This is a genomic window from Mycobacterium sp. NGS61, from assembly GCF_059812325.1.
The window spans coordinates 105,977-126,300 of record NZ_JCALCL010000007.1; the positions used below are offsets into that span (position 1 = coordinate 105,977).

Genomic DNA, 20,324 nt, shown 5'->3' on the forward strand with positions numbered 1-20,324 from the left:
CGGTTCAGCGGGTCCGGCCGTGCCGGACCTGGTTGAACGGCACGCCGCGGTCCGCGGCATATTCCCGCGGAAAGTTCAGCACCCGCTCGCCGATCACGTTGCGGGCCATCTCGGTGGTGCCGCCACCGATGGCGACCGACTGGCGCGAGAGGTACCGCAATCCGGTCTGCAATCCCTCGCCCATCTCCCCCACCACACCCGCCGGGCCGGCAATGGCCAAGGCGATGTCCATCTCCAGCATCACGTGCTCGGCATGGAACAGCCGGATGAGGGATCCGGCGGCCGGCGGCAGTCCGCCGTCGCGGACATTGCGGGAGACGTGCTCGATGAGCTGCTCGGCGACCGCGCGGTACACCAGCGCCCGGCCAGCCATCTCCTGAATGCGTTCGTTGTCAGCCTGGCCGGTCCTGGCCGCCAGATCGACGTAGTCCACCGGCGTGGTGTGGCCGCCCTCATGACCGGATCCGCTGGCGAACTCCGAGCCCTGACCGACGGCACGGCGCTCGTGGTACAGCTGTCGCGAGGCCACCGCCCAGCCGCCGTTCACCTCGCCGACCACGGCGTCCGCGCCGACGTCCACCCCGTCCAGAAACTCTTCGCAGAACTCCGCGCCCCCATTGACCTGCGTGATGCGCCGCAGTGTGATTCCCGGGTGCTGGATCGGCACCAGGAACATGGTCAGGCCGTCGTGTTTGGGCACCTCCCAGTCGGTGCGGGCCAGGCACAACCCGTAGTCGGCGGCGAACGCGCTGGTGCTCCACGTCTTGGCGCCGGTGATCACCCATCGATCGCCGCGACGCTCGGCGCGCGTGATGACACCGGCCAGGTCTGACCCGCCGCTGGGCTCGGAGAGCAACTGCACCAGAATCTCGTCACCGCGCAACGCACCGGCGATGTGGTGTTTCTTCTGCTCTTCGCTGCCGGTGTCGAGCAGCGTGGCGCAACAGATGGTGAACGTCGGCACGTTGAGGATCAACGGCATCTCGTAGGGGTAGGACTCCACGTCGAAGGCCCGCTGGTAGTCGTAGGGCAACCCCAGGCCGCCGTATTCGCGGGGGAAACAGATACCGGCGAATCCGCCGTCCCACAGCCGCCGCTGTAGCTCGCGGGCGCGTTGCCAGGACCGTTCGTCGTCGCGCGGCGCGGCCGGTGGATTCTCCGGGTCGATGCTCGGCATGTTCTCGGCCAGCCACGCACGGGCACGGGCGGCGAATTCGGCGACTGATTCGGCTGTCATCGGCCCGCCATCCTGTACACCGCGAGGTTGTGCTCCTCGGGTGTGCCGAACATGTTGCGGTACAACGTGACCCGTCTCAGATACAGATGCAGGTCGTGTTCCCAGGTGACGCCGATGCCACCGTGCATCTGCACGCAGCGCTGCACGATCGGCCCGGCGAGTTCACCCACGTAGGACTTGGCGACGCTGGCTGAGAGCGCAGCATCGGGTGCGTGCGCAGCCACGTCGGCGACTGCGGCAGCGGTGGTGGCACGGCACGCCTCGAGCCACATCTTCATGTCGGCGAAGCCGTGTTTGAGCGCCTGATAGGACGCCAGCGGACGTCCGAACGAGTGCCGGTCCAACGCCCACTGCACGGTGAAGTCGAAGACCGTCTGCAGGATTCCGACCACCTCGGCGCACTGCAACACCTGGGCGATCTGGCTCTGCCGCTCGATCAACGCCGGCGTCTCGGCTGCGTTGCCGACGGCGGCGGACCCGTCGACGATCACGCCGTCAAACTCCACGGTCGCGTACTGCTTGACCATGTCGACCGACTGCACCGGGGTGATCCGCACGCCCGGCGCGTCGGTGCCGACCAGGAACTGACGCACCACCGAGCTGTCCGCGCCGCTTCGAGCCGTTACCAGCAGCACCGCGCTCTGCGCGGCGGCCTCCACCCGATCCTTGACTCCGTCGATGCGGTAACCGGAATCCGCCGGCACGAAGCCGACAGTCGGATCCTGCGGCACCCACCCGCGGCGCGGCTCCGCAACCGCCCACGACGCCACCGTTTGACCGGACACCAGCGCGTCAATCAGACCCGTGTGGTTGTCCCGATCGCTGGCCTCGACCAGCCCGGCAAGTACCGTGCTGACCGGGTACAGCGGTCCCGGCGCGACGGTTTTCCCGAGCAGTTCGGCGACCATCGCCAAGTCTGCGAAGCCGTCACCCGACGCGCTGCCCCCGCCCAGCTCCTCGGGCACCAGCAGCCCTGTCCAGCCGAGTTCGGCGGCTCGCCGCCACCAGGCCGGATCGAAGGACTCACCGGCGCCGTGCAGGTCGCGGACGTGACGCAGCGACGCCTCTTTGGACAGAAACGCTTGAGTGGTGGAGGTAAAGAGTATCTTTTCGGGAGAGTCGACAGCGGTCATGAGGCCGGCCGGACTTCCCCGGGCGTTCCTTCGCCGCGAAGGAAGTCGGGAGGCAAGTTTGGTTGGGGGATCATCCGCCTGATCGGTCCTCATCGGGGTGCGCTGGCGACACCGATGTTAGCAATGGGCAATACCGTAAGAGATACCGGAGTTCAGTCGATAATGACGGACGGTCGCCGAAATGGCTGAGTTAGACGACGATGCGGTGACATCGAAGGCCGATGTGCTGGCTTTGGCCGAGGAGGCCGAAGCCGAGGCCGCCGAAGCCGAACTGCTGGCTGCCGCGGCGCGCGCCAAGGCCCGCGCGGCCCGGTTGCGACGTGAAGCGCTCAACGCCGCCGACGACGACGAGTACGAAGACGAGTACGAAGACGACGGCGATTACGAATACGAGGACTACGACGAGTCCGAAGAGTACGACGAGGCCGAATACGAGCCGGAAGATTACGACGAGTCGGCGAATTACAACGAGTCCGAGCCGGTCACGCCCTCGCGGCGGGACCGGTTACGCAACTCGGTGCGGATGCCGAAGCTGTCCACGATCCTCCAGGGGGCTGCGGTCATCCTCATTCTCGGATTTTTCGTGTTGAGCGGGCTTTTCGCCTGGTGGCATCACGAAAGTTCGGAAAAGCGGCGCCAGGAGGCAGCCTTCATCGCCGGGGCCAAGCAGGGTGTGGTCTTCATGACCTCGCTCGATTTCAACCGCGCCAAACAAGACGTGCAGCGGGTCATCGACAATTCCACCGGTGAGTTCCGGGATGACTTCCAGCAGCGGGCGGCCGATTTCACCAAAGTGGTCGAGCAATCCAAAGTGGTCACCGAAGGATCAGTGAACGCAGCCGCCATCGAGTCGATGGACGGGCATTCCGCGCAGGTCCTGGTCTCGGCGACCTCACGTGTCACCAATGCCACCGGCGGCAACCCCGACGAACCGCGCGCCTGGCGGCTTCGGGTGACGGTGATGGAGGAGGACGGCCAATACAAGATGTCGAAAGTGGAGTTCGTGCCGTGAGCGACGAAAGGGGCGCCGTCGAACTGACCAAGAAGGACGACGCCGAGGTATCCGGCGGCACGCCCGACACCGTGGTGCGGGGCGCCGCGGCGGACGAACAGCCGGAGCGTCTCGACGCCGCCGACACCGTCGAGGCCCGCGCCAACTACGCGACCTTCGCCGTCGCCCTGGGCAAAACCGCCGAGTCGCACAGCGAGGGTGAGACCTCCGACGAGGAGGTCCCCGAGCCGGTGGACGACATCCACCAGGCCGAGGCGCCCAACCCGGTCCCCGACACCCACGACGTCGCCGACGACTCCGATGACGACGACGACATCGGCATTGCCGACGACACCGGCTACAGCGGCCTCGAGGAAGCCGAAGTGCCCGAGGCGGACGCCGACATCGACGAGCCCGAAACCACCGCGGCTCCCGACGGGGAAGCCACGCCCCGGCGCATCTGGCGGCGCGACTTCTGGCGCCGGCAGATCACGGTCAAGCCGATCCCGGTGATTCTCGTGCTGCTGCTGCTGATTTCCGGTGGGCTGGCCACGTGGATGTACTTCCAGCAGTATCGGCCGGATCAGCTGACCAGCCAGAGCGTGGCGCGCACGGTGATCAACTCGGCGTCGGAGGGAACGGTGGCGGTGCTGTCGTACTCGCCGGAGAGCCTGGATAAGGACTTCGCCGGCGCCAGGTCCCACCTGTCCGGCGATTTCCTGTCCTACTACGACCAGTTCACTCAGCAGTTCGTGGCGCCGGCGTCCAAGCAGAAGGCGCTGAAAACCACCGCCCGCGTGATGCGCGCGGCGGTCCAGGAGTTGCGCCCCACCTCGGCAGTCGTGCTGCTCTTCGTCGATCAGAGCACTACGACCAAGGACAACCCCGAGCCATCGGTGGCGGCCCGCAGCGTACTGGTGACGCTGGCCCTCATCGACGGGAAGTGGCTGATCACCAAGTTCACGCCCGTCTAACCCGGGCGCGCGTCGTCACACCGCGAACGCGCGCCGCAACGACTGAGCGTGCAGGGCCCGGTTCTCCTGGGAGACAACCCAATCCGGGGCCACCGAGTCGAAGCCGTTGAACGTGGCCGCGATCACGTGCAGCCCGGTGGGGACGTAGGCGTGCAGCAGCCGGTTCGCGTAGTCGATCGCTTCGTCCCGGCAGGGATCGATGTCGGCGCAGCTGACGAAGGTCGGCGGCAGCCCTTCCAGATTCGCCCGGTGCGCAGGGACGTGCTGACCGTTGGCGGTGGCGTGGCCGAGGTAGTGGCCCCAGGCGCGGCTCACCGCCTGACCGTTGAGGCCGGGCGTGCGCTGGAATTCCCGGCGCGACGGAGTGGTGTCGGAGTCCAGCATCGGCTGATGCAGGATCTGCACCAGAATCTTGGGTCCCTCCTCGTCGAACATGCGCTGGGCCAGCCCGGCCACCAGTGCGGCACCGGCGTCACGGCCCATCACCGCGATCCGGGTGGCGTCGGCGTTCAGCTCGGCAGCGTGCTCGACCACGTAGCGCAGCGCCGCCTCGGCGTCCTGCAGCGCCGCGGGGGCGGGATGTTCCGGTGCCAGCCGGTAGTCGACCGACACGACCAGGGTGTCGGAATCGCGGGCCAACTCCACGCAGTGCGCGTGGTCGGTGTCTAGATTGCCCGTCACGAAACCGCCGCCGTGGGCGTAGATCACCAGCGGCAACGCCGAGGTGCCACCGCCCCGGTAGAGGCGGATGTCCAGCTGCCCGCCGTCCGGACCGGCAATCGTCCGCGTTTCGACGTCGACCCCGGCGGTGTCGACCGCGGCCGCCCGCTCGGCGGCCGCCCGGTGGGCTTGTTCCCGCTCGGCCGACAGACTGTCGGCACTGAACTCGACGACACCCACCCGTTCCGCGGCCTCGCGCAGCGCCGGGTCGATCCGGCTAAGACCCTGCGGCCGTGTGACATTCGTTTGCGTCATGCCCTCATATCTCCCGAAATCGATGTTCCGGCCCGTCGGGCCGGAAACCCTCTTCAAGGTAGACCTGCCCGGTCAGGGCATCAATCGAGGGCAGCACCGTCAGCCACCCGCTCGCCGGGCAGCGCCGCGACGGTCGCGGGCAGACCGTAGAGCGCGGTTGCGTTTCCACGCATGATGCGCTCGCGCTGCGCACGCGGAAATCGGTTGATCGCATACATCGGCGAGTCGTAGCTCCAGTGCGGATAATCCGTCGAGAACATCAGGTTGTCACCGAGGTCCATCAACTCCAGGTATTCGCGAAACTGGACGGTGTCGGCGTCTTCCAGCGGCTGGGTGGTGAACCGGACGTGCTCGCGCACATAGTCCGACGGGGGTCGGCGCACCTGCGGCAGATCGCCGCGGCGGGCCGCCCAGATGCGGTCCATGCGTGACATCACCGGCATCGCCCAGGTGAAACCACCTTCGATGAACACCACCCGCAGGTCGGGGTGACGGTCGAACGCGCCGTCGAACACCAGGCTCATCAGGTGCGACACATACAGCAGCGGCCAGGACGCAAAGAAGTCGTGCCAGTGGGCGGGGTTTCCGACCGGGTACAACGGGATCAGCTCGAACGGCGTCTGCCCCATCAGGTGCGTGGCCACCGGCAGCCCGGCGCGTGCCGCCGCCGCGTACAGCGGGTCGAAATGCGGGCTGCCGAACGGGATTCCGCGGGTCTGCGGCGTCATCAACACCTGCGACAGGTACGGGTGACCCGCCCACCGCTCGACCTCCCGGGCGGCCTGCTCGGGTGTCTGCGCGCTGACGCTGATCGACCCGCGCCACCGGCCGTGGGCGTTGCCCTTGTCCAGCCAGACGTCGGCCAGCCAGTCGTTGTAGGTCGACTTCAGCACGTGTTCGGCCTGCGGCAACTGCGCGTCACACATCGGTTCCAGCGAGGCGATGCTCACCCCGGCGTCGACCAGGAGCTGTTGAGCGGCGAAGTCCGGATCGCTGCCGGCCACGCCCCCGGTGGGCGGTGCGGCGTCCATCCGCAGCGAAAACGTCTTGTACGAGTCCGGGGTGTCGTAGAAGTGCGAGACCGGGCTGACGGCGTTGCCGGTCGGCCAGATCTTGTCCACCCATTCGGCCGGCGCGTACGACTTGAGCACGTCGGTGGACACCGGCAACGGGTGCACGTCGGTATCGACGACGGTCACCGCGATCTGCCGTTGCCCAGCCTCCTGCTGCCGATCGGGACAAGCAGCTGTGCGTTCGACAACGGTCATGGTGTGCTTCCTTCACTCACGGTCAGCCCGTATAGCTCACTGGCGTTGCGCCACAGAACTTTTCGTTGTTGCTCGGTGTCCAGACCGTCGGCCGTCGCCGCGGGGGCGGTCGTCGACCAGTGCGGGTAGCCGGAGCCGTACATCACCAGGTCGGCCTTGCCGGAGAAATCCATCCAGCGCGCGGCGTCGGCGGCATCGACGGGCCCGTCCAACGCCGAGGAGCAGAACCGGACATGGTCGGGCAGGTATTCGCTCGGGTAGCGGTCCACCCACGGGGTCTGGTCGCGCATCGACAGCCAGAACGTGTCCAGCCGCCACATCAGCGGGGTCAGGATGTCGTATCCGCCGTCGGCGAACACGAACTTCAGCCCCGGATGCCGGCCGAATACGCCTTCGACGATCAGCGCGGCCAGATGCACGAAGTAGTTCAGCGGCATGAACGCCGCATAGCCCGGGTAGGTGTGCGCGTGCCCGGCGAAGGTGGGCGGATGGTCGACACCGTTGCCGCCGTTGACGTGCACCGCCACCGGTAAACCGTGCGCCGCCGCGGCTTCCCAGATCGGCTCGAACATCGGTTTGCCGAACGGCTCGCGCGACTGCATGGGCACGCCGACCTGGACCAGCTTGGGGTGACCAGCCAGGCGCTCGATCTCGGCGACCGCGCCGCGGGGGTCCTCCGGGTTCACCCGGATGGTGCCGCGGAACCGGTCAGCGCCGTCCGGTTCCAGCCACCGGTCGATCAGCCAGTCGTTGACTGCGGCGCAGATGCGACTGTTGAGCAGGTAGTCCGCGATATTTCCGCGGGTCAGCGGGTTCAGGATCGCGTAACTCGCGCCGCCCTCGTCGAACAGGTGCCGGCTGACGGTGTCGGGATCCGAGCCCGGGTAGTGCTCGCCGTAGAGGTCGGCGCGGTAGTCGCCACCGGGCGCCTGATACCACTGCTGTTCCACGTCGGGTATCGACCGCAGCTTGTGGGCGTCCGGCAGATAACGCCGCAGTTCGGCGTTGTACCGGAAGTGCGGTTGCACGTTGGCGTCCACGAACGGCAGGAAGGTCTGGTTCATGCGGTCAGATACACCTGCCCCTCGGTGACGTCGACCCGGTAGGTGCGGATCCGGCGACTCGGATCGGCAATGTTGCGCCCGGTGGTGATGTCGAATTCCCAGTTATGCCAAGGACATCGGACGATCTCCCCGTCGCGCACCCGACGCAGCCCGCCGGGCTCGTCGGGGGCGGGTTCGTTGGTTCCGCCCACCGGGCCCAGGCACAGCGGCGCACCTTCATGCGAGCAGTAGTTGACGATGGCGTACACCGTGCCGTGCACGTTGTACACGCCCACACCGAACTTCCCGACGTCCACCAGCTTCATCTGGCCGGGTGGCAACTCCTCGACGGAGCACACCAGATGGCGTTGCGGCACCGCGGCACCACCGCCCTTCGCCCGCTGTCAGCTAGATTGCTATTTATACTATGATAGCGACATTCCGCTGTCTGGCCCGCCATCCGGGCTCACTCGGTTGCGCAGAGAGGACTCTCAATGACGCTCAGCACCGACCATCAGGACGGCGCCCCCGTGGCCCTCGACCTCACCGGCGAAACCAGTCCGTATCCGTTCTTCGAATACATGCGGCGCACCGACCCCGTCTGGCACGGCTGTCTGGGCGACCCCGAGCAGATGCCGGAGGAACTGCGGCCCAGCGACGAATGGGTGCTGTTCAAGTACGACGACGTGTTCCGCGCCTTCCGCGACGACCAGACCTTCACCTCGGCCAGATACGACGACACCATCGGTTTGGTGATGGGCCACACCATCCTGGCGATGGGCGGCAAGGAACATCACGACCACCGCAACTTGGTGGCCAAGGCATTCCGGTCCACGGCCCTGGAACGGTGGGAACCCTCGGTGATCGGGCCGGTCTGCGATCAGCTGGTGGACGAAATCAAAGACAACGGCGAAGCGGACCTGGTCAAGGCCCTGACCTTCGAATTCCCCACCCGCATCATCTCCTCGCTGCTCGGGCTGCCGCCCGAGGATCTCGACATGTTCCGCCGGTTGTCCCTCGATCTGATCTCGATCCCGACCGACATCATGGCGGGCCTGACCGCTGCGGCCGAGTTGCACGGCTACTTCCTCAACCAGGTCGAGCAGCGGCGGCGCAAACCCACCAACGACATCATCGGCGACCTGGTGGCCGCCGAGATCGACGGCGAGAAGCTGACCGACGAGGCGATCATCGCGTTCCTGCGCCTGTTGTTGCCGGCCGGTTTGGAAACCACGTACCGCTCGTCGGGCAACCTGCTGTACCTGCTGCTGACCCATCCCGAGCAGATGGAGATGGTCTACCGGGACCGGTCCCTGATTCCGATGGCGATGGAAGAAGGACTGCGGTATGAGACCCCACTCACCGCGGTCATGCGGACCACCACGCGGGAGGTCGAGATCGGCGGCAAGCTGATCCCGGCCGGCGCGCAGATTGACACGTGCATGGGTTCGGCCAACCGCGACGAAACCCGGTGGAGCAACCCGAACATCTTCGACATCACCCGCCCCCGGCAAGCCCACATCGCCTTTGCCGGCGGAATCCACATGTGTCTGGGCATGCACCTGGCCCGGCTGGAGACGAGGGTGGTCCTGAACAGCCTGTTCGACCGCGTGCAGGACTTGAGGTTCGTCGACGACGACGGAACCGGGGTGGAGTCCAAGATCGTCGGGCTCACCTTCCGCTCCCCCAACAAGCTGCCCGTGACGTTCAGCCCGGCCGCATGAGAAGCCGGGCCGCGATCCTGCACGATGTCGGCGGACCCTGGTCGGTCGAGGAGTTCGAACTCGACGCGCCCCGTGCCGGCGAGGTGCTGGTCCAGTTGGCCGCCGCCGGGTTGTGCCACTCCGACGACCACATCCTCAAGGGCGACATGTCCGCACCCAACGAGGTGTTGAAGGCACTGGGCCTGCCCACCATGTTCCCGATGATCGGCGGCCACGAAGGTTCCGGCGTGGTGCGTGAAATCGGGCCCGGGGTAACCGAATTCGAGGTCGGCGATCATGTGGTGCTGACGTTCGTGGCGGTGTGCGGGCAGTGCCGCTGGTGCGCCACCGGCATGGAATACCTGTGCGACAAGGGCATCGGCACCCTGACACCGGGCATGCCGACCGACGGGACGTTCCGCCACCACACCGCCGACGGCCGGCCCCTCGGGCACCTGGCCAAGGTCGGCGCGTTCGCCGAACACACTGTGGTGTCGGTGAATTCGCTGATCAAGCTGGAGTCACACCTGCCGCTGGTGCCGAGTGCGCTGTTGTCCTGCGCCATTCCGACCGGTTACGGGTCGGCCGCCAACCGGGCCGGTGTGCGCGGCGGCGATGTGGTGGTGGTGATCGGCGCGGGCGGCATCGGCACCGGAGCGATCCAGGGTGCCCGGATCAACGGCGCCGCGCACATCGTTGCCGTCGACCCGGTGGAGTTCAAACAGAAGTCGGCATTGCGGTTCGGCGCCACGCACAGCGTCGCCTCGATAGCCGAAGCCCTGGACCTGGTGCGCGACTTGACCTATGGGGTGATGGCGGACGCGGTGGTGGTCTGCCCGTCGTTGATCTCCGCCGACGATGTCCGCGATGCCGTGGCGCTCACCCGTAAGGGCGGGACGTGCGTGCTGACCGGGATGACCTCGCAATTGCAGCAGTCGGTCAACATCAACCTGCAGGAATTCATCCTGATGAACAAGACGTTGGCGGGCACCATCTTCGGCTCGTGCAACGCCAAGGCCGACATCGCCCGGCTGGCCCGGCTCTACCAGACCGGACAGCTCCAGCTCGACGAGATGATCACCCGCCGCTACCGTCTCGACGACATCAACCAGGCCTACGCCGATCTGCTGAACGGCGAGATCGTGCGCGGCGTCATCGATTACGCGATCGCCTGACCGCGCCGGGCCGCCTCTGCCGCCGCCCCTCCGCCGCCGACTGTGCGTTTTGTGACAGGACACGCCGGTGCAGCGTGTGTGGTTCACTCTGAGCGGTCAGCGGCTTTGGCCTTCTGCTTGGCCTCGTGCAGCTCCTTGAGTTTCTTGAGCCGCATCAGCTTTTCCACCTGCCCGTAGGCGTCGATCGGGCTGTGCAACGAGAGACCACCGTCGGCGTGGATGACTTGCCCGGTCACCCAGGACATTTCGAGTGTCCCGAGGATGGCCTCGGCCACGTCGGCGGGTTCACCCAGGCGCCGCAGGGCGGTGCGTTTGGACATGCCCTCGACCCAGGCAGGCCACTTTTCGGCATCGGGCAGCATCGGGGTCCGGGTGACCCCGGGCCCGACGGCGTTGATGCGGATGCCGTGGACCCCCCACTCCACCGCCGCGACCTTCACCAGCATGTCCAGGCCCGCCTTGGAGACGCAATAGGCGCCCATGTCCCGGTCGGCCAGGGTGCCGCTGATGCTCGAGACCACGACGATCGAACCGTGCAATTCGGCGTCGATCATGGCTTGGGCGGCGGCGCGGATGGTGTACCAGGTGCCGGTGAGGTTGACCGACAATACCCGCTGCCATTCCGCAACCGGCATTTCCAGCAGCAGGCCGGACGACCCGACTCCGGCCGAGGTCACCACCCGGGTCGGCACGCCGTGCTCGCGCACGGTTTGTTCCATTGCGGCGGCCACGGCATCGGAATCGCTGATGTCGCAGACGATATCCGGCGCCTCGGGTGCGCCGGCGAGATCCCAGACGACGACGTCGTCTCCGGCCTCGCGCAACCGCGCCGCCACTTCGCGTCCGATCCCGGACCCGCCGCCGGTAACCAGAGCGGTCACCGGGCCGGTCCGATCAAATCGATCCCCGGGTCGGGCGTGCCCGGATCGCCCAGGAAGCGGGAGCGCAACTGAGTGTCCTTGGCGCCGAACAGGTCTGGCCAGTCGCCGGTGAACGTATAGTCGGACAGTTCGGCGAGTCCCAGACCGTCGTACCAGAACCGTCTGGCGAGGTCCGCATCCGCGGTGCAGATCGCAGTGTGATGAACACCGAGCATGCGTTAGGTCGCGATCCTGGTCATGGTGCTCTCCCATAGGTCGTTGGCCAGTCGGGTGTTTCTGGCCAGGCGGTTCACCCGGGCGATCTTGTGCCGCGAATAGTATTCGCCCGGTGTCCAATCCACGCCGGGGGTGCTCGACGCCAGCCAGATCAGTTGCTCGGCGCCCTGTTCGGATGTTGCGGTGTACCGCTCGGTCGGCAGGTAGCGTTTGGAGAACGCCAGCGCCTTTGATCCCGACGCCGGGCCGAAATTGGAGTTGACGTAACCGGGGTGCACAGTTACGGCAGACAGCCCGCGGCTGTGGTAGCGGCGGTGTAATTCCTTGGTGAACAACACGATAGCCAGTTTGGACAGCGCATAGGCGGTGCTGGGGCGGCGTTGCGCGGTGTTCTCCAGGTCCGCGACGCCGGCCCGCACGATCAGCAGATGCGACGAGCTGGTGGTGTTGACGACGGTGGCACGCGAGTCGACGAGCACGTCCATCAGTTGGGTGGTCAGCAGGAACGGGGACAGGTAGTTCACCTGATAGGTGTGTTCGTAACCATCCGGGGTGAGGTGGATCTTGGTGCCCATGCAGCCGGCGTTATTGAGCAACACGTCGATGCGTGGGTAGGTGGAGCGGATCTTGTCCGCCAGCGCGCGCGCCTGCGCCAGGTCGGCGAAATCGACCACGAAATGATCCGCGTCCAGTTCTGCGGCCACGGCCTCGGTCTTAGTCTGCGACCGGCCTATCACCACGATGTTCGCGCCGCCGCGACGCAACTCGCGCGCAGCCGCGGCACCGATACCGTCGCTGGCGCCGGTGATGATGATCGTTCTCGGGGTCATAGGCTGATGTCCTCCCGCTGGGAGTCTATGACGTGCGCCACACAGCGGTCACAGCCGCCTCACCGCAGCGAGTAGCGCACCGGCAGGTGCTTGAGACCGCCGACGAACGTGGTGGCCACATACTGCGGATCACCGGTCAGCTCAATCGATTCGAGCCTGGGCAGCAACTCGGTGAAGAAACTGTTGACCTCCATGCGGGCCAGTGCGGCGCCCATGCAGAAGTGCACCCCGTAGCCGAACGCGACATGCTTGTTCGGCTCCCGACCGACGTCGAAGCGGAACGGATCGTCGAAAACCTCTTCGTCGCGGTTGCCCGAAACGTACGACAGCAGCACCGACTCGCCCGCGGCGATCGGAACTCCCCGTACCTCGGTGTCCCGGGCAGCGGTGCGCATGAACTGCTTGACCGGGGTGACCCAACGGATCATCTCCTCGGTGGCCTGCGGCATCAGCGAGAGGTCGTCGCGCAGCCGCTGCAACTGGTCGGGATTCTCGGCCAGCGCCTGCAACCCGCCGGAGATGGTGGCGCTGGTGGTGTCGTGCCCGGCGGTCGCGACGATCAGGTAGTAGGACACCGTCTCGATGTCGGACAGCGGTTCGCCGTTGAGCCGGGCATTGGCGATGGCCGATGCCAGGTCCTCGGTCGGGTGCTCGCGGCGCGCAGCGGTCACGTCGTTGAAGTAACCGAAGATGTCCAACAGCGCGGGTAGTTGGTCTTCGACGGTGGTGCCACGTTTGAACTCGGTGTCGTCGCTGCCGAACAGCTCCTGGGTGAGCTTGAGCATGCGGGGGAAGTCGGCCTCGGGTATGCCGAGCAGCGACATGATCACGTAGAGCGGGTAGTTGACGGCGACCTCTTGGACGAAGTCGCATTCCGGCCCCACTTCCAGCATCTTGTCGACATAGATCTTGGCCAGCTCGTCGACACGAACCTTCAACGCCCGCATGGCTTTCGGCCGAAACCAGTTGGCTCCGATCGCGCGGACGTCGCGGTGTTGCGGGTCGTCGAGATGGATCAGCGTCTTGACCCCGATAGCGGCCTGCTGATCGTCGCCCTGGGCAGTGGTCAGGACCGGGCGCGGCCAGTTGGTGAACAGCGTGTTGTCGCGCTCGATGTCCATGATGTCGGTGTGTTTGGTGATCGCCCAGAACGGCCGATAGTGCTCCACCTCGACCCAGGACACCGGAGCACTGGCACGCAGGTGGGTCAGTGCGGCGTGCAGGCGGCGCTCGTCGGTGTAGGTTTGCGGATCGGCCAGCAGCTTGGCGGCCTCATCCATGACCGTAGCGTTCACGGGCGAATCTCCTTCCAGGCGGCGGTAATACAGTCTTGGGAAGCGGCGTAGAAGATCGGCCACACCCGGTCGGCGATGCCCTCGCAACGGCTTCGCAGTGCGGCGCCGATTTCGCCGACCGGTGCGACCACCGCCAGGGTGCTCAGAATTTCATCGTCGACGAGTGCGGCCATCGCGTCCCACTCGCCTGCTTTGGACATCCGGTGCAGTTCGGTGTGCAGGTCACCCCAGCCGTGCAGGTCCAGCACCCGGCGGTAGGCGGGTGTGGACCCGTAGAACGCAATCTGCTTGCGCGCAGCCGCGATTGCGGTCGCCAGCTCGGCCTCGTCGGTGCCGGTCGCCACCATCACTTCGGCCGCGACTTCGAAGTCGGCGCGGTCCCGCCCGGCGCGTTGCAGACCGCGCAGTAGCGTCGGCATCGTCACCTCGGTGAGGTAGCGCCTGGAGACCATCGGGTGACCGAGGTGGCCGTCGGCAACCTCACCGCACATCTCCGTCATCGCCTCCCCGACGGCGGCCAGGAACACCTTCGGGGCCGGGTGCGGCATGGGTTCCGGGGTGAACATCGGGGTCATGATCTTGTGCGTATAGAACTCGCCTTCGAACCGCAGCCGTTCGCCGTCCTTCCACGCCGACCAGATGGCTCGCAGCGCCGCGACGAATTCGCGCATCCGGCGGGCCGGGTGGCTCCAGGGCATGCTGAACCGCTTCTCGATATGGGCCTGGATCTGGGTGCCCAGCCCGAGGATGAACCGGCCCTGCGAGTACGCCTGCAGATCCCAGCCCAGGTTGGCCACGGTCATCGGACTGCGCGCGAACGCGACGGCGATGTTGGTGCCGAGTTCCAGACGCGTGGTGTGCTCGGCGGCCAGCAGCAGCGGCAGGAACGGGTCGTGGCTGGTCTCGGCCGTCCAGCCGCCGGCAAACCCGTGTTGTTCCAGTGCAGTGGCGGCCTCGACCGCGTCGTCGAGCCTGTTCGGGATACCTCCGTCGATCTTGAGGCCCCCACGCGACATGATGGAAAAGCTACAGTAAGCGATTCGGTAGGGTCAACGTGTTCGATGCGCGCCGGCACCGACCCGCTACAGTGAGCAGTTCAACAGGTTCGGCCCGGCGAGTGAGGACCAGGATGGGTAAGCCCGAGGATTGGGAAGAGACCCTCGTCGACCTCGACCGGCGTCGCCGCCACGCGTGGGCCATGGGGGGCCCGGAGCGCCTCGACAAGCACCGCGGCAAAGGCAAATTGGACGCCCGCGCCCGCATCGACTATCTGCTGGACCCGGGTACCTTCCGCGAACTGGGTACTTTGGTTGGCGGCGACACCGCGGCCGACGCGATCGTCACCGGATCGGGTCTGATCGACGGTCGACCGGTGATGGTGGGCGCTGAGGACTTCACCACGCTGGCGGGCAGCATCGGCCCCGGCGGCAACTCCAAGCGGCACCGGATCGCCGAACTGGCGGTGCGCAACAAGGTCCCGATGGTGATGTTGCTGGACGGCGCCGGCTTCCGGCCGACCGGTGGCCACTACGGCCGCAGCCCCACCGACCTGCTCGCGCAGACGCAGTGCTCGGGCCGGGTCCCGACGGTGGCAGCGGTGCTGGGGCCGTCGGCGGGACACGGCGCTCTGGTGGCCCCGGTGTGCGATTTCCGGATCATGAGCCGACACGGCACCATCTTCACCGCCGGACCGCCGGTGGTCAAAGAGTCCACCGGCGAAGACATTTCGAAGGAGGACCTGGGCGGCCCGGCTGTCGCGCTGCCCAGCGGAGTGATCCACAACGTCGCCGAGGACGACGAGTCCGTGCTCGACGACATCCGGCGTTATCTGTCGTATTTCCCGCCCAGCGCGTGGTCGTACCCGCCGGCGCTGGAACCGGACGAGACCTGCGAACCGCGACCGACACCGGAGTTGCTCAGCATCGTCAGCCGCGACAACCGCCGCGTCTACGACATGCGCGCAGTGCTCGACGTCGTGTTCGACCGGCCCGATTGGTTCGAGGTTCAACCGACGTTCGGCAAGGCGATCATCTGCGCGCTGGCCCATCTCGGCGGCCAACCGGTCGCCGTCGTCGCCAACCAGCCGCAGGTGCTGGCCGGTTCCATCGACGCCGCGGCCGCGGACAAGGCGGCGCACTTCATCCTGGTGGCTGATTCGTTCCACCTGCCGATCATCTTCCTGGCCGACAACCCGGGCATGCTGCCCGGTAGTCGCTCGGAGAGCCAGGGCGTGCTGCGCAGCGGTGCGCGGATGTTCGCCGCCCAGACCGCGGCGACGACAATCAAGTTGCACCTGACGTTGCGCAAGGCGTACGGCTTCGGTTCGATGGTGATGTCGCTGCTCGGATTCGACCAGCAGACAGCCACTTTCGCCTATCCGGGTGCGACGATGGGCGCCATGAGCGCGGCCGCGCTCACCCGCGCCTCGCACGCTGCCGAGGATCTGTCCGCCAAGCTGCGCAAGGCCGAATTGCAGGCCTCCTACCGGTCGGCGGAGAACATGGGCTTCGACGAGCTGATCGATCCGCGGGAGACGCGCGACGCGCTGCTGGATGCCTTACGGCGCGGCCTGTCCAGCCGGCAGGCGGTCGCCGAGCCGGTAACGCGCACCGTCATCCTGCCCTGACCCCTTTGGCGCGAGCAGACGCAAAAGCCCCTATTTCGCAACGAAATTGGGGGCTTTTGCGTCTGCTCACGCTACTGCGCGGCCCGGTAGGCGGCCACGACGGGTTCCAGTTCGTCGGGTGTGGCGCCGTGCAGGATCACCGCGTCGGCGCCGTAGTCGAACTCGCGGCGAACCCGCTCGGCACACTGCTGCGCCGACCCGGTGGCCGACGGTTCCAGCCACTCCTCAGGAATCAGCGTCGCGATGTGCTCGATCTGCTCGGGCGTGGCTTTGTGGTCGATCCCGCCCGCGATCGACGTCACCACCGGGTCTTCGCGGAACCGTTGCAGCACAGCGGGATCCCACTTGTTGGTGTTCACCAGCAGGTCGCCGTAACCCTGCAGGTAGGTAGCAAGGCGGGCAACAGTCTTCTTCAGGCGCAGCTGCTCGGGCAGGTGGTCGCCGACCGTGGCGAAGCACGACCACACCCGCACACTGTCGGGGTTGCGGCCGGCCTTTTCCGCGGCCGTCTTCACCGTGGTGACGCAGCGCTGCAACGTTTCCGGGGTGAAGTAGGTGTGCAGGATGACGTCGTCGAACACCCGACCGCCCAGCGCCAGCGTGTTGGGACCGAACGCCACCAACGCCAACCGGATGTCCTCGTCGAAGTCCGGGTCGAGAAACAGAATGGGGTACTTGCCCATTGGGCCGTCGTGATTGAAGATCAGCTCGCCGTGCCACAGTCGGCGCATGACGTTCGCCCAGTCCTCCATCTGGGCGGTGGTCACCGCCGGGATGCCGAACGCCCCGTAGATCGCGGCGATGCCCCGGCCGATGCCCAGCGTGAAACGGCCGCCCGACAACCGGTGCATGGTCGTCGCCCACGAACCGGTGATCAGCGGATGACGGGTGTTGTGATTGGTTGCGGCGGTGGCGATTTGCATGCGGCTGGTCACTGCGCACGCCGCTCCCACCAGAGACGAGGCTTCCTTGACGTTCCATCGTTCGGAGATGAACGCGGTGCCCAAGCCGAGTTCCTCACCCCGGCGGGCCTCGTCCATCAGGGTCGCGGGACCCTCTCCCCCCGCTCCGGCCAGCAGGTAGTAGCCCAACTCGTCGAGAAGGCGATCACTCATCCGAACCCCTGACTTCGCGCAGGAACCGCTCCGAGACGGTCTGAACCCGGCGGGAGAACACGTGACTGACGTGTCCGCCGGCATACCAGTACAGTTGCCCGCCCCATCTCTCCTGTAACACCAGCGCCGGTTCCAGCATCGCCATCCGGTCATGCCGGGCGGCGACGATCAGCCGCCGGTGCGGCGGCGGGGCCGGGTCGGCCCGCAGCGGGTCGATCACCGACGTCAGCTGCGACACCACGTCGGATTGCAGCAACGTGCAGTAATCCCGGCGCGACGAACCCGACCTGCTCAGGTGCCGGGCGATCATCGAGTTCAACCCCAGGATCGGGGTGTACAACGCGACCGCGTCGATGTCGCGCTCGAGATGCGACACCAGTGCGGCCACCGGGCTGCCCATCGACACTCCGGCCACCACAACGGTGGTGGCTTGTTTGCGCACCCAGCGCAGCACCGCGCGGATTTCCGACACCGACCGCATCATGCCTGCGACATTGCCCAGCGGATCGGTGTCGGGATATGCCGGCCAATACCCGCGCCGGCAGCCGTGCCCGGGTTGAACGGGCATCGCCACGTTGTAGCCCAGGCCGCGGTGCACGCGGTCGATGCGCGACATCAACATGTCCTCCGCACCACCCTGACCGGCGCCATGGATCCAGATCAGCCATGGCCGCGGACCGTCACGGTGCCGGCACAGGTGCACCGCCGCCCGCGCGGCGCCCCCGAAGCCCTCGTCCACCAGCGTCTGCGGCAGTGCGGGGTCGTGCTCGAAGGTCATGCGCTCGTACGCCAGCCCTGCGATGCGGCGGCGTCGGACGGCGCGCACGTGCAGTGGCGCGGGCTCGGCGTGGGCTCCGTCGATGCCGAGCGCTGACAGCTCCTCGGCTGCCGCGGCGCACTCCTGCGCCGTCCGCACCGTCGTGGGCCTGCCGTCATTGAGCACCGAAAAGCCGGTCAGCACAAGCTCATCCAGGAACACCTCGCCGAAGGGGCGCACCCCGAACGGCTGCCCCCTGACCCCGGACACGGTGCGCGGCAGCAGCATGCCCAGTTCCCGGCTGATGCCCAGCCCGCGGGTTGCCAACGACACGACCAATCACCTACCTCAGCTTGAATCCGGCGTACCCGGTGGTCGCGACTTCGTCGCACCGCCGGCGGTATTCGGGGATGCCACCGGTGTAGCCCATGTACATCCGTTTCTTGCCGGGAACGTTGCCCCCGTTGTACCAGGAGCTGCAGGACGGGTGTACCAGCACCGTCGGAGCGACGAGCGCGGTGGCGTGCTCGATCCACTCTTGCTGGGCGGTGTCCAGCGCCTCGATGGTACGGATCCCGTTGCCCCGCAGATACGCGATGCAGTCCCCGATCCATTCGACGTGTTGTTCGAGCGCAGCCACGAAGTTGGTCGCTGCGCTGGGGCTGCCCGGGCCCTGGACGGTGAACAGATTGGGAAATCCGGCGACCGCCAACCCGAGGTAGGACAGCGGGCCTGCCTCGCCCCAGAATTCACCCAGCGACATGCCGTCGCGGCCGCGGATGTCGATGCGGCTCAGCGCGCCGGTCATCGCGTCGAACCCGGTGGCGTAGACGATCACGTCCAGTTCGTGTTCTCCGCGGGCGGTGCGGATGCCGGTGGCAGTTACCTGCTGGATCGGGTCGTTGCGCAGGTCGACCAGGATGACGTTGTCCCGATTGAACGTCTCGTAGTAGCCCTGGTCGATGATCGGCCGCTTGCAGGCGAACGGGTGTCGCGGCACCAGGGCGGCCGCGGTCTCGGGGTTTCGCACAATTCGGGCAACGGCTTCACCGTACAGTTGCGCGGCCATCTGGTTGGCCTCGATGTCGAAAAAGACGTCACTCCAGTTCAGCGCGCCCAGCACGCCGTTCTCCTCGATGGCGCGCAGCTGCTGCTCGCGGGTTGCTGACTTCAGCGGCGGGCTGGCCAGCATCTCCAGCAGCACCGAGAACGCGCTCAGCCGTGCCGCCCCGATCGGATGGTCGCGCTGCGCGGCTCGGATCTCGGCGTAGCGCGCTTTCATCTCGTCCAACTCCCCGGGTTCGAACCGGTGCACCTGCCACGGCAGCGTGTACGGTGCCGAACGCTGAAACACGGTGAGCTGCTTGGCTTCCTGCGCAACGACGGGAATGAGCTGCACTCCGGTGGAGCCGGTGCCGATCACACCGACCCGCTTACCACGCAGATCGAAGCCCTCGCGCGGCCAGCGGCTGGTGTACAGCGACGTCCCGGCGAAGGACGCCATCCCGCGGATATCGGGTTCCAGAGGGACCGAGAGGATTCCGGACGCGGCGACCACGAACGGGACGGTGAGCGTTTCACCCGCCTGCGTGCGCACCTCCCACGCCGCGGCGTCCTCGTCGAAACGCATCGCGACCACCTCGGTGTTGAACGCGATGTCGCGGCGCAGGTCGAGCTTGTCGGCGACGAAGTTCAGGTAGGCCTCGATCTCGGGCTGGGCCGGCATGGACTCCGTCCATACCCATTCCTGCTGAATCTCCTCGGAGAAGCTGTAGGAGTATTCGATGCTCTCGATGTCGCAGCGTGCCCCGGGATACCGGTTGAGCAGCCAGGTGCCGCCGACGTTCTCCGCCATCTCCAGCACCCGGGCCCGCACACCGAGCTGGCGCAGCCGGTGCAGCATGTACAGGCCGGAGAACCCGGCACCGATCACCAGAACGTCAAGATCCACCCGTCACCTCCGGTCTGGCACAAGTCTTGAGCTGCCGAATCACCGGCTCCCCCGCAGGTCGTGACCAGACATAGAGCTCCTTGCCCGCGCCGGACGAATGGTGTCAAGTTGCTGAAATCTATACTGTAATAGATTAAGTATCAGCCCATAGTCG

19 protein-coding genes are annotated in these 20,324 nt (G+C 66.7%); 5 read left to right on the forward strand and 14 right to left on the reverse strand.

Features of this window, described 5'->3' with window-relative positions; translation table 11 throughout:
• Positions 1 to 4: 4 nt before the first annotated feature.
• On the reverse strand, positions 5 to 1,237 hold the full coding sequence (locus AC5Y3Z_RS16250) for an acyl-CoA dehydrogenase family protein (protein WP_463826523.1): 1,233 nt from the start codon (positions 1,235 to 1,237) through the stop codon (positions 5 to 7).
• On the reverse strand, positions 1,234 to 2,370 hold the full coding sequence (locus AC5Y3Z_RS16255; protein ID WP_473139692.1) for an acyl-CoA dehydrogenase family protein: 1,137 nt from the start codon (positions 2,368 to 2,370) through the stop codon (positions 1,234 to 1,236). Before AC5Y3Z_RS16255 ends, AC5Y3Z_RS16250 begins: the two co-directional genes overlap by 4 nt.
• A 181-nt stretch (positions 2,371 to 2,551) precedes the next feature.
• Between AC5Y3Z_RS16255 and AC5Y3Z_RS16260 the strand changes: the two genes are divergently transcribed.
• Together AC5Y3Z_RS16260 and AC5Y3Z_RS16265 are read left to right on the forward strand one after the other, a co-directional pair.
• The gene (locus AC5Y3Z_RS16260) at positions 2,552 to 3,382 is read left to right on the forward strand and encodes an Rv1363c family protein (protein WP_463826525.1); all 831 of its coding nucleotides are present in this window, start codon (positions 2,552 to 2,554) and stop codon (positions 3,380 to 3,382) included.
• Positions 3,383 to 3,819: 437 nt separating this feature from the next.
• Entirely contained in the window at positions 3,820 to 4,335 is a 516-nt protein-coding gene (locus AC5Y3Z_RS16265; RefSeq protein WP_463826798.1) for a hypothetical protein, read from the forward strand.
• A 15-nt stretch (positions 4,336 to 4,350) separates the two neighbouring features.
• Here AC5Y3Z_RS16265 and AC5Y3Z_RS16270 read toward each other — a convergent pair whose 3' ends face one another.
• The 4 genes from AC5Y3Z_RS16270 to AC5Y3Z_RS16285 all read right to left on the reverse strand — a co-directional run bounded on the left by AC5Y3Z_RS16270 (position 4,351) and on the right by AC5Y3Z_RS16285 (position 7,998).
• Positions 4,351 to 5,310: an alpha/beta hydrolase gene (locus AC5Y3Z_RS16270; protein ID WP_463826526.1), complete on the reverse strand. Its 960-nt coding sequence runs from the start codon at positions 5,308 to 5,310 to the stop codon at positions 4,351 to 4,353.
• Positions 5,311 to 5,390: 80 nt separating this feature from the next.
• Complete coding sequence (locus tag AC5Y3Z_RS16275; RefSeq protein ID WP_463826527.1) at positions 5,391 to 6,578, reverse strand: amidohydrolase family protein; 1,188 nt, start codon at positions 6,576 to 6,578, stop codon at positions 5,391 to 5,393.
• Positions 6,575 to 7,642: an amidohydrolase family protein gene (locus tag AC5Y3Z_RS16280; protein ID WP_473139693.1), complete on the reverse strand. Its 1,068-nt coding sequence runs from the start codon at positions 7,640 to 7,642 to the stop codon at positions 6,575 to 6,577. Before AC5Y3Z_RS16280 ends, AC5Y3Z_RS16275 begins: the two co-directional genes overlap by 4 nt.
• Positions 7,639 to 7,998 carry a Rieske (2Fe-2S) protein gene (locus AC5Y3Z_RS16285; protein WP_463826529.1) on the reverse strand — a complete coding sequence of 120 codons (360 nt, stop codon included), beginning with the start codon at positions 7,996 to 7,998 and terminating at the stop codon, positions 7,639 to 7,641. The genes AC5Y3Z_RS16280 and AC5Y3Z_RS16285 overlap by 4 nt, the downstream gene beginning before the upstream one ends.
• A 117-nt stretch (positions 7,999 to 8,115) precedes the next feature.
• Here AC5Y3Z_RS16285 and AC5Y3Z_RS16290 point away from each other — a divergent pair, with 117 nt between their 5' ends.
• A complete protein-coding gene (locus tag AC5Y3Z_RS16290; RefSeq protein WP_463826530.1) occupies positions 8,116 to 9,345 on the forward strand; it encodes a cytochrome P450 in 1,230 nt (409 codons plus the stop codon).
• Positions 9,342 to 10,499 carry a Zn-dependent alcohol dehydrogenase gene (locus tag AC5Y3Z_RS16295; protein WP_463826531.1) on the forward strand — a complete coding sequence of 386 codons (1,158 nt, stop codon included), beginning with the start codon at positions 9,342 to 9,344 and terminating at the stop codon, positions 10,497 to 10,499. The genes AC5Y3Z_RS16290 and AC5Y3Z_RS16295 overlap by 4 nt, the downstream gene beginning before the upstream one ends.
• Before the next feature lie 83 nt (positions 10,500 to 10,582).
• Here AC5Y3Z_RS16295 and AC5Y3Z_RS16300 read toward each other — a convergent pair whose 3' ends face one another.
• The 5 genes from AC5Y3Z_RS16300 to AC5Y3Z_RS16320 are packed head-to-tail and all read right to left on the reverse strand — an operon-like array spanning position 10,583 to position 14,737.
• Entirely contained in the window at positions 10,583 to 11,380 is a 798-nt protein-coding gene (locus AC5Y3Z_RS16300) for an SDR family NAD(P)-dependent oxidoreductase (RefSeq protein ID WP_463826532.1), read from the reverse strand.
• Positions 11,377 to 11,595, reverse strand: coding sequence for a VOC family protein (locus AC5Y3Z_RS16305; protein ID WP_463826533.1), 219 nt, complete (start codon positions 11,593 to 11,595; stop codon positions 11,377 to 11,379). The genes AC5Y3Z_RS16300 and AC5Y3Z_RS16305 overlap by 4 nt, the downstream gene beginning before the upstream one ends.
• A 3-nt stretch (positions 11,596 to 11,598) precedes the next feature.
• Positions 11,599 to 12,426 carry an SDR family NAD(P)-dependent oxidoreductase gene (locus tag AC5Y3Z_RS16310; RefSeq protein WP_463826534.1) on the reverse strand — a complete coding sequence of 276 codons (828 nt, stop codon included), beginning with the start codon at positions 12,424 to 12,426 and terminating at the stop codon, positions 11,599 to 11,601.
• Between the two features lie 59 nt (positions 12,427 to 12,485).
• Complete coding sequence (locus AC5Y3Z_RS16315) at positions 12,486 to 13,706, reverse strand: cytochrome P450 (RefSeq protein ID WP_463826799.1); 1,221 nt, start codon at positions 13,704 to 13,706, stop codon at positions 12,486 to 12,488.
• A gap of 11 nt (positions 13,707 to 13,717) precedes the next feature.
• A complete protein-coding gene (locus AC5Y3Z_RS16320; protein ID WP_463826535.1) occupies positions 13,718 to 14,737 on the reverse strand; it encodes an LLM class F420-dependent oxidoreductase in 1,020 nt (339 codons plus the stop codon).
• Between the two features lie 113 nt (positions 14,738 to 14,850).
• Between AC5Y3Z_RS16320 and AC5Y3Z_RS16325 the strand changes: the two genes are divergently transcribed.
• Positions 14,851 to 16,347 carry an acyl-CoA carboxylase subunit beta gene (locus AC5Y3Z_RS16325; RefSeq protein WP_463826536.1) on the forward strand — a complete coding sequence of 499 codons (1,497 nt, stop codon included), beginning with the start codon at positions 14,851 to 14,853 and terminating at the stop codon, positions 16,345 to 16,347.
• 71 nt (positions 16,348 to 16,418) lie between these two features.
• On the opposite strand, the gene AC5Y3Z_RS16330 is transcribed toward AC5Y3Z_RS16325, so the two are convergent.
• Genes AC5Y3Z_RS16330 through AC5Y3Z_RS16340 form a run of 3 tightly spaced genes read right to left on the reverse strand, consistent with a single transcriptional unit; the run spans position 16,419 to position 20,170 of the window.
• Positions 16,419 to 17,462, reverse strand: coding sequence for a TIGR03857 family LLM class F420-dependent oxidoreductase (locus AC5Y3Z_RS16330; RefSeq protein WP_463826537.1), 1,044 nt, complete (start codon positions 17,460 to 17,462; stop codon positions 16,419 to 16,421).
• A complete protein-coding gene (locus AC5Y3Z_RS16335; RefSeq protein WP_463826538.1) occupies positions 17,455 to 18,552 on the reverse strand; it encodes an alpha/beta hydrolase in 1,098 nt (365 codons plus the stop codon). The genes AC5Y3Z_RS16330 and AC5Y3Z_RS16335 overlap by 8 nt, the downstream gene beginning before the upstream one ends.
• 10 nt (positions 18,553 to 18,562) lie before the next feature.
• Entirely contained in the window at positions 18,563 to 20,170 is a 1,608-nt protein-coding gene (locus AC5Y3Z_RS16340) for a flavin-containing monooxygenase (protein WP_463826539.1), read from the reverse strand.
• Between the last annotated feature and the right edge of the window lie 154 nt (positions 20,171 to 20,324).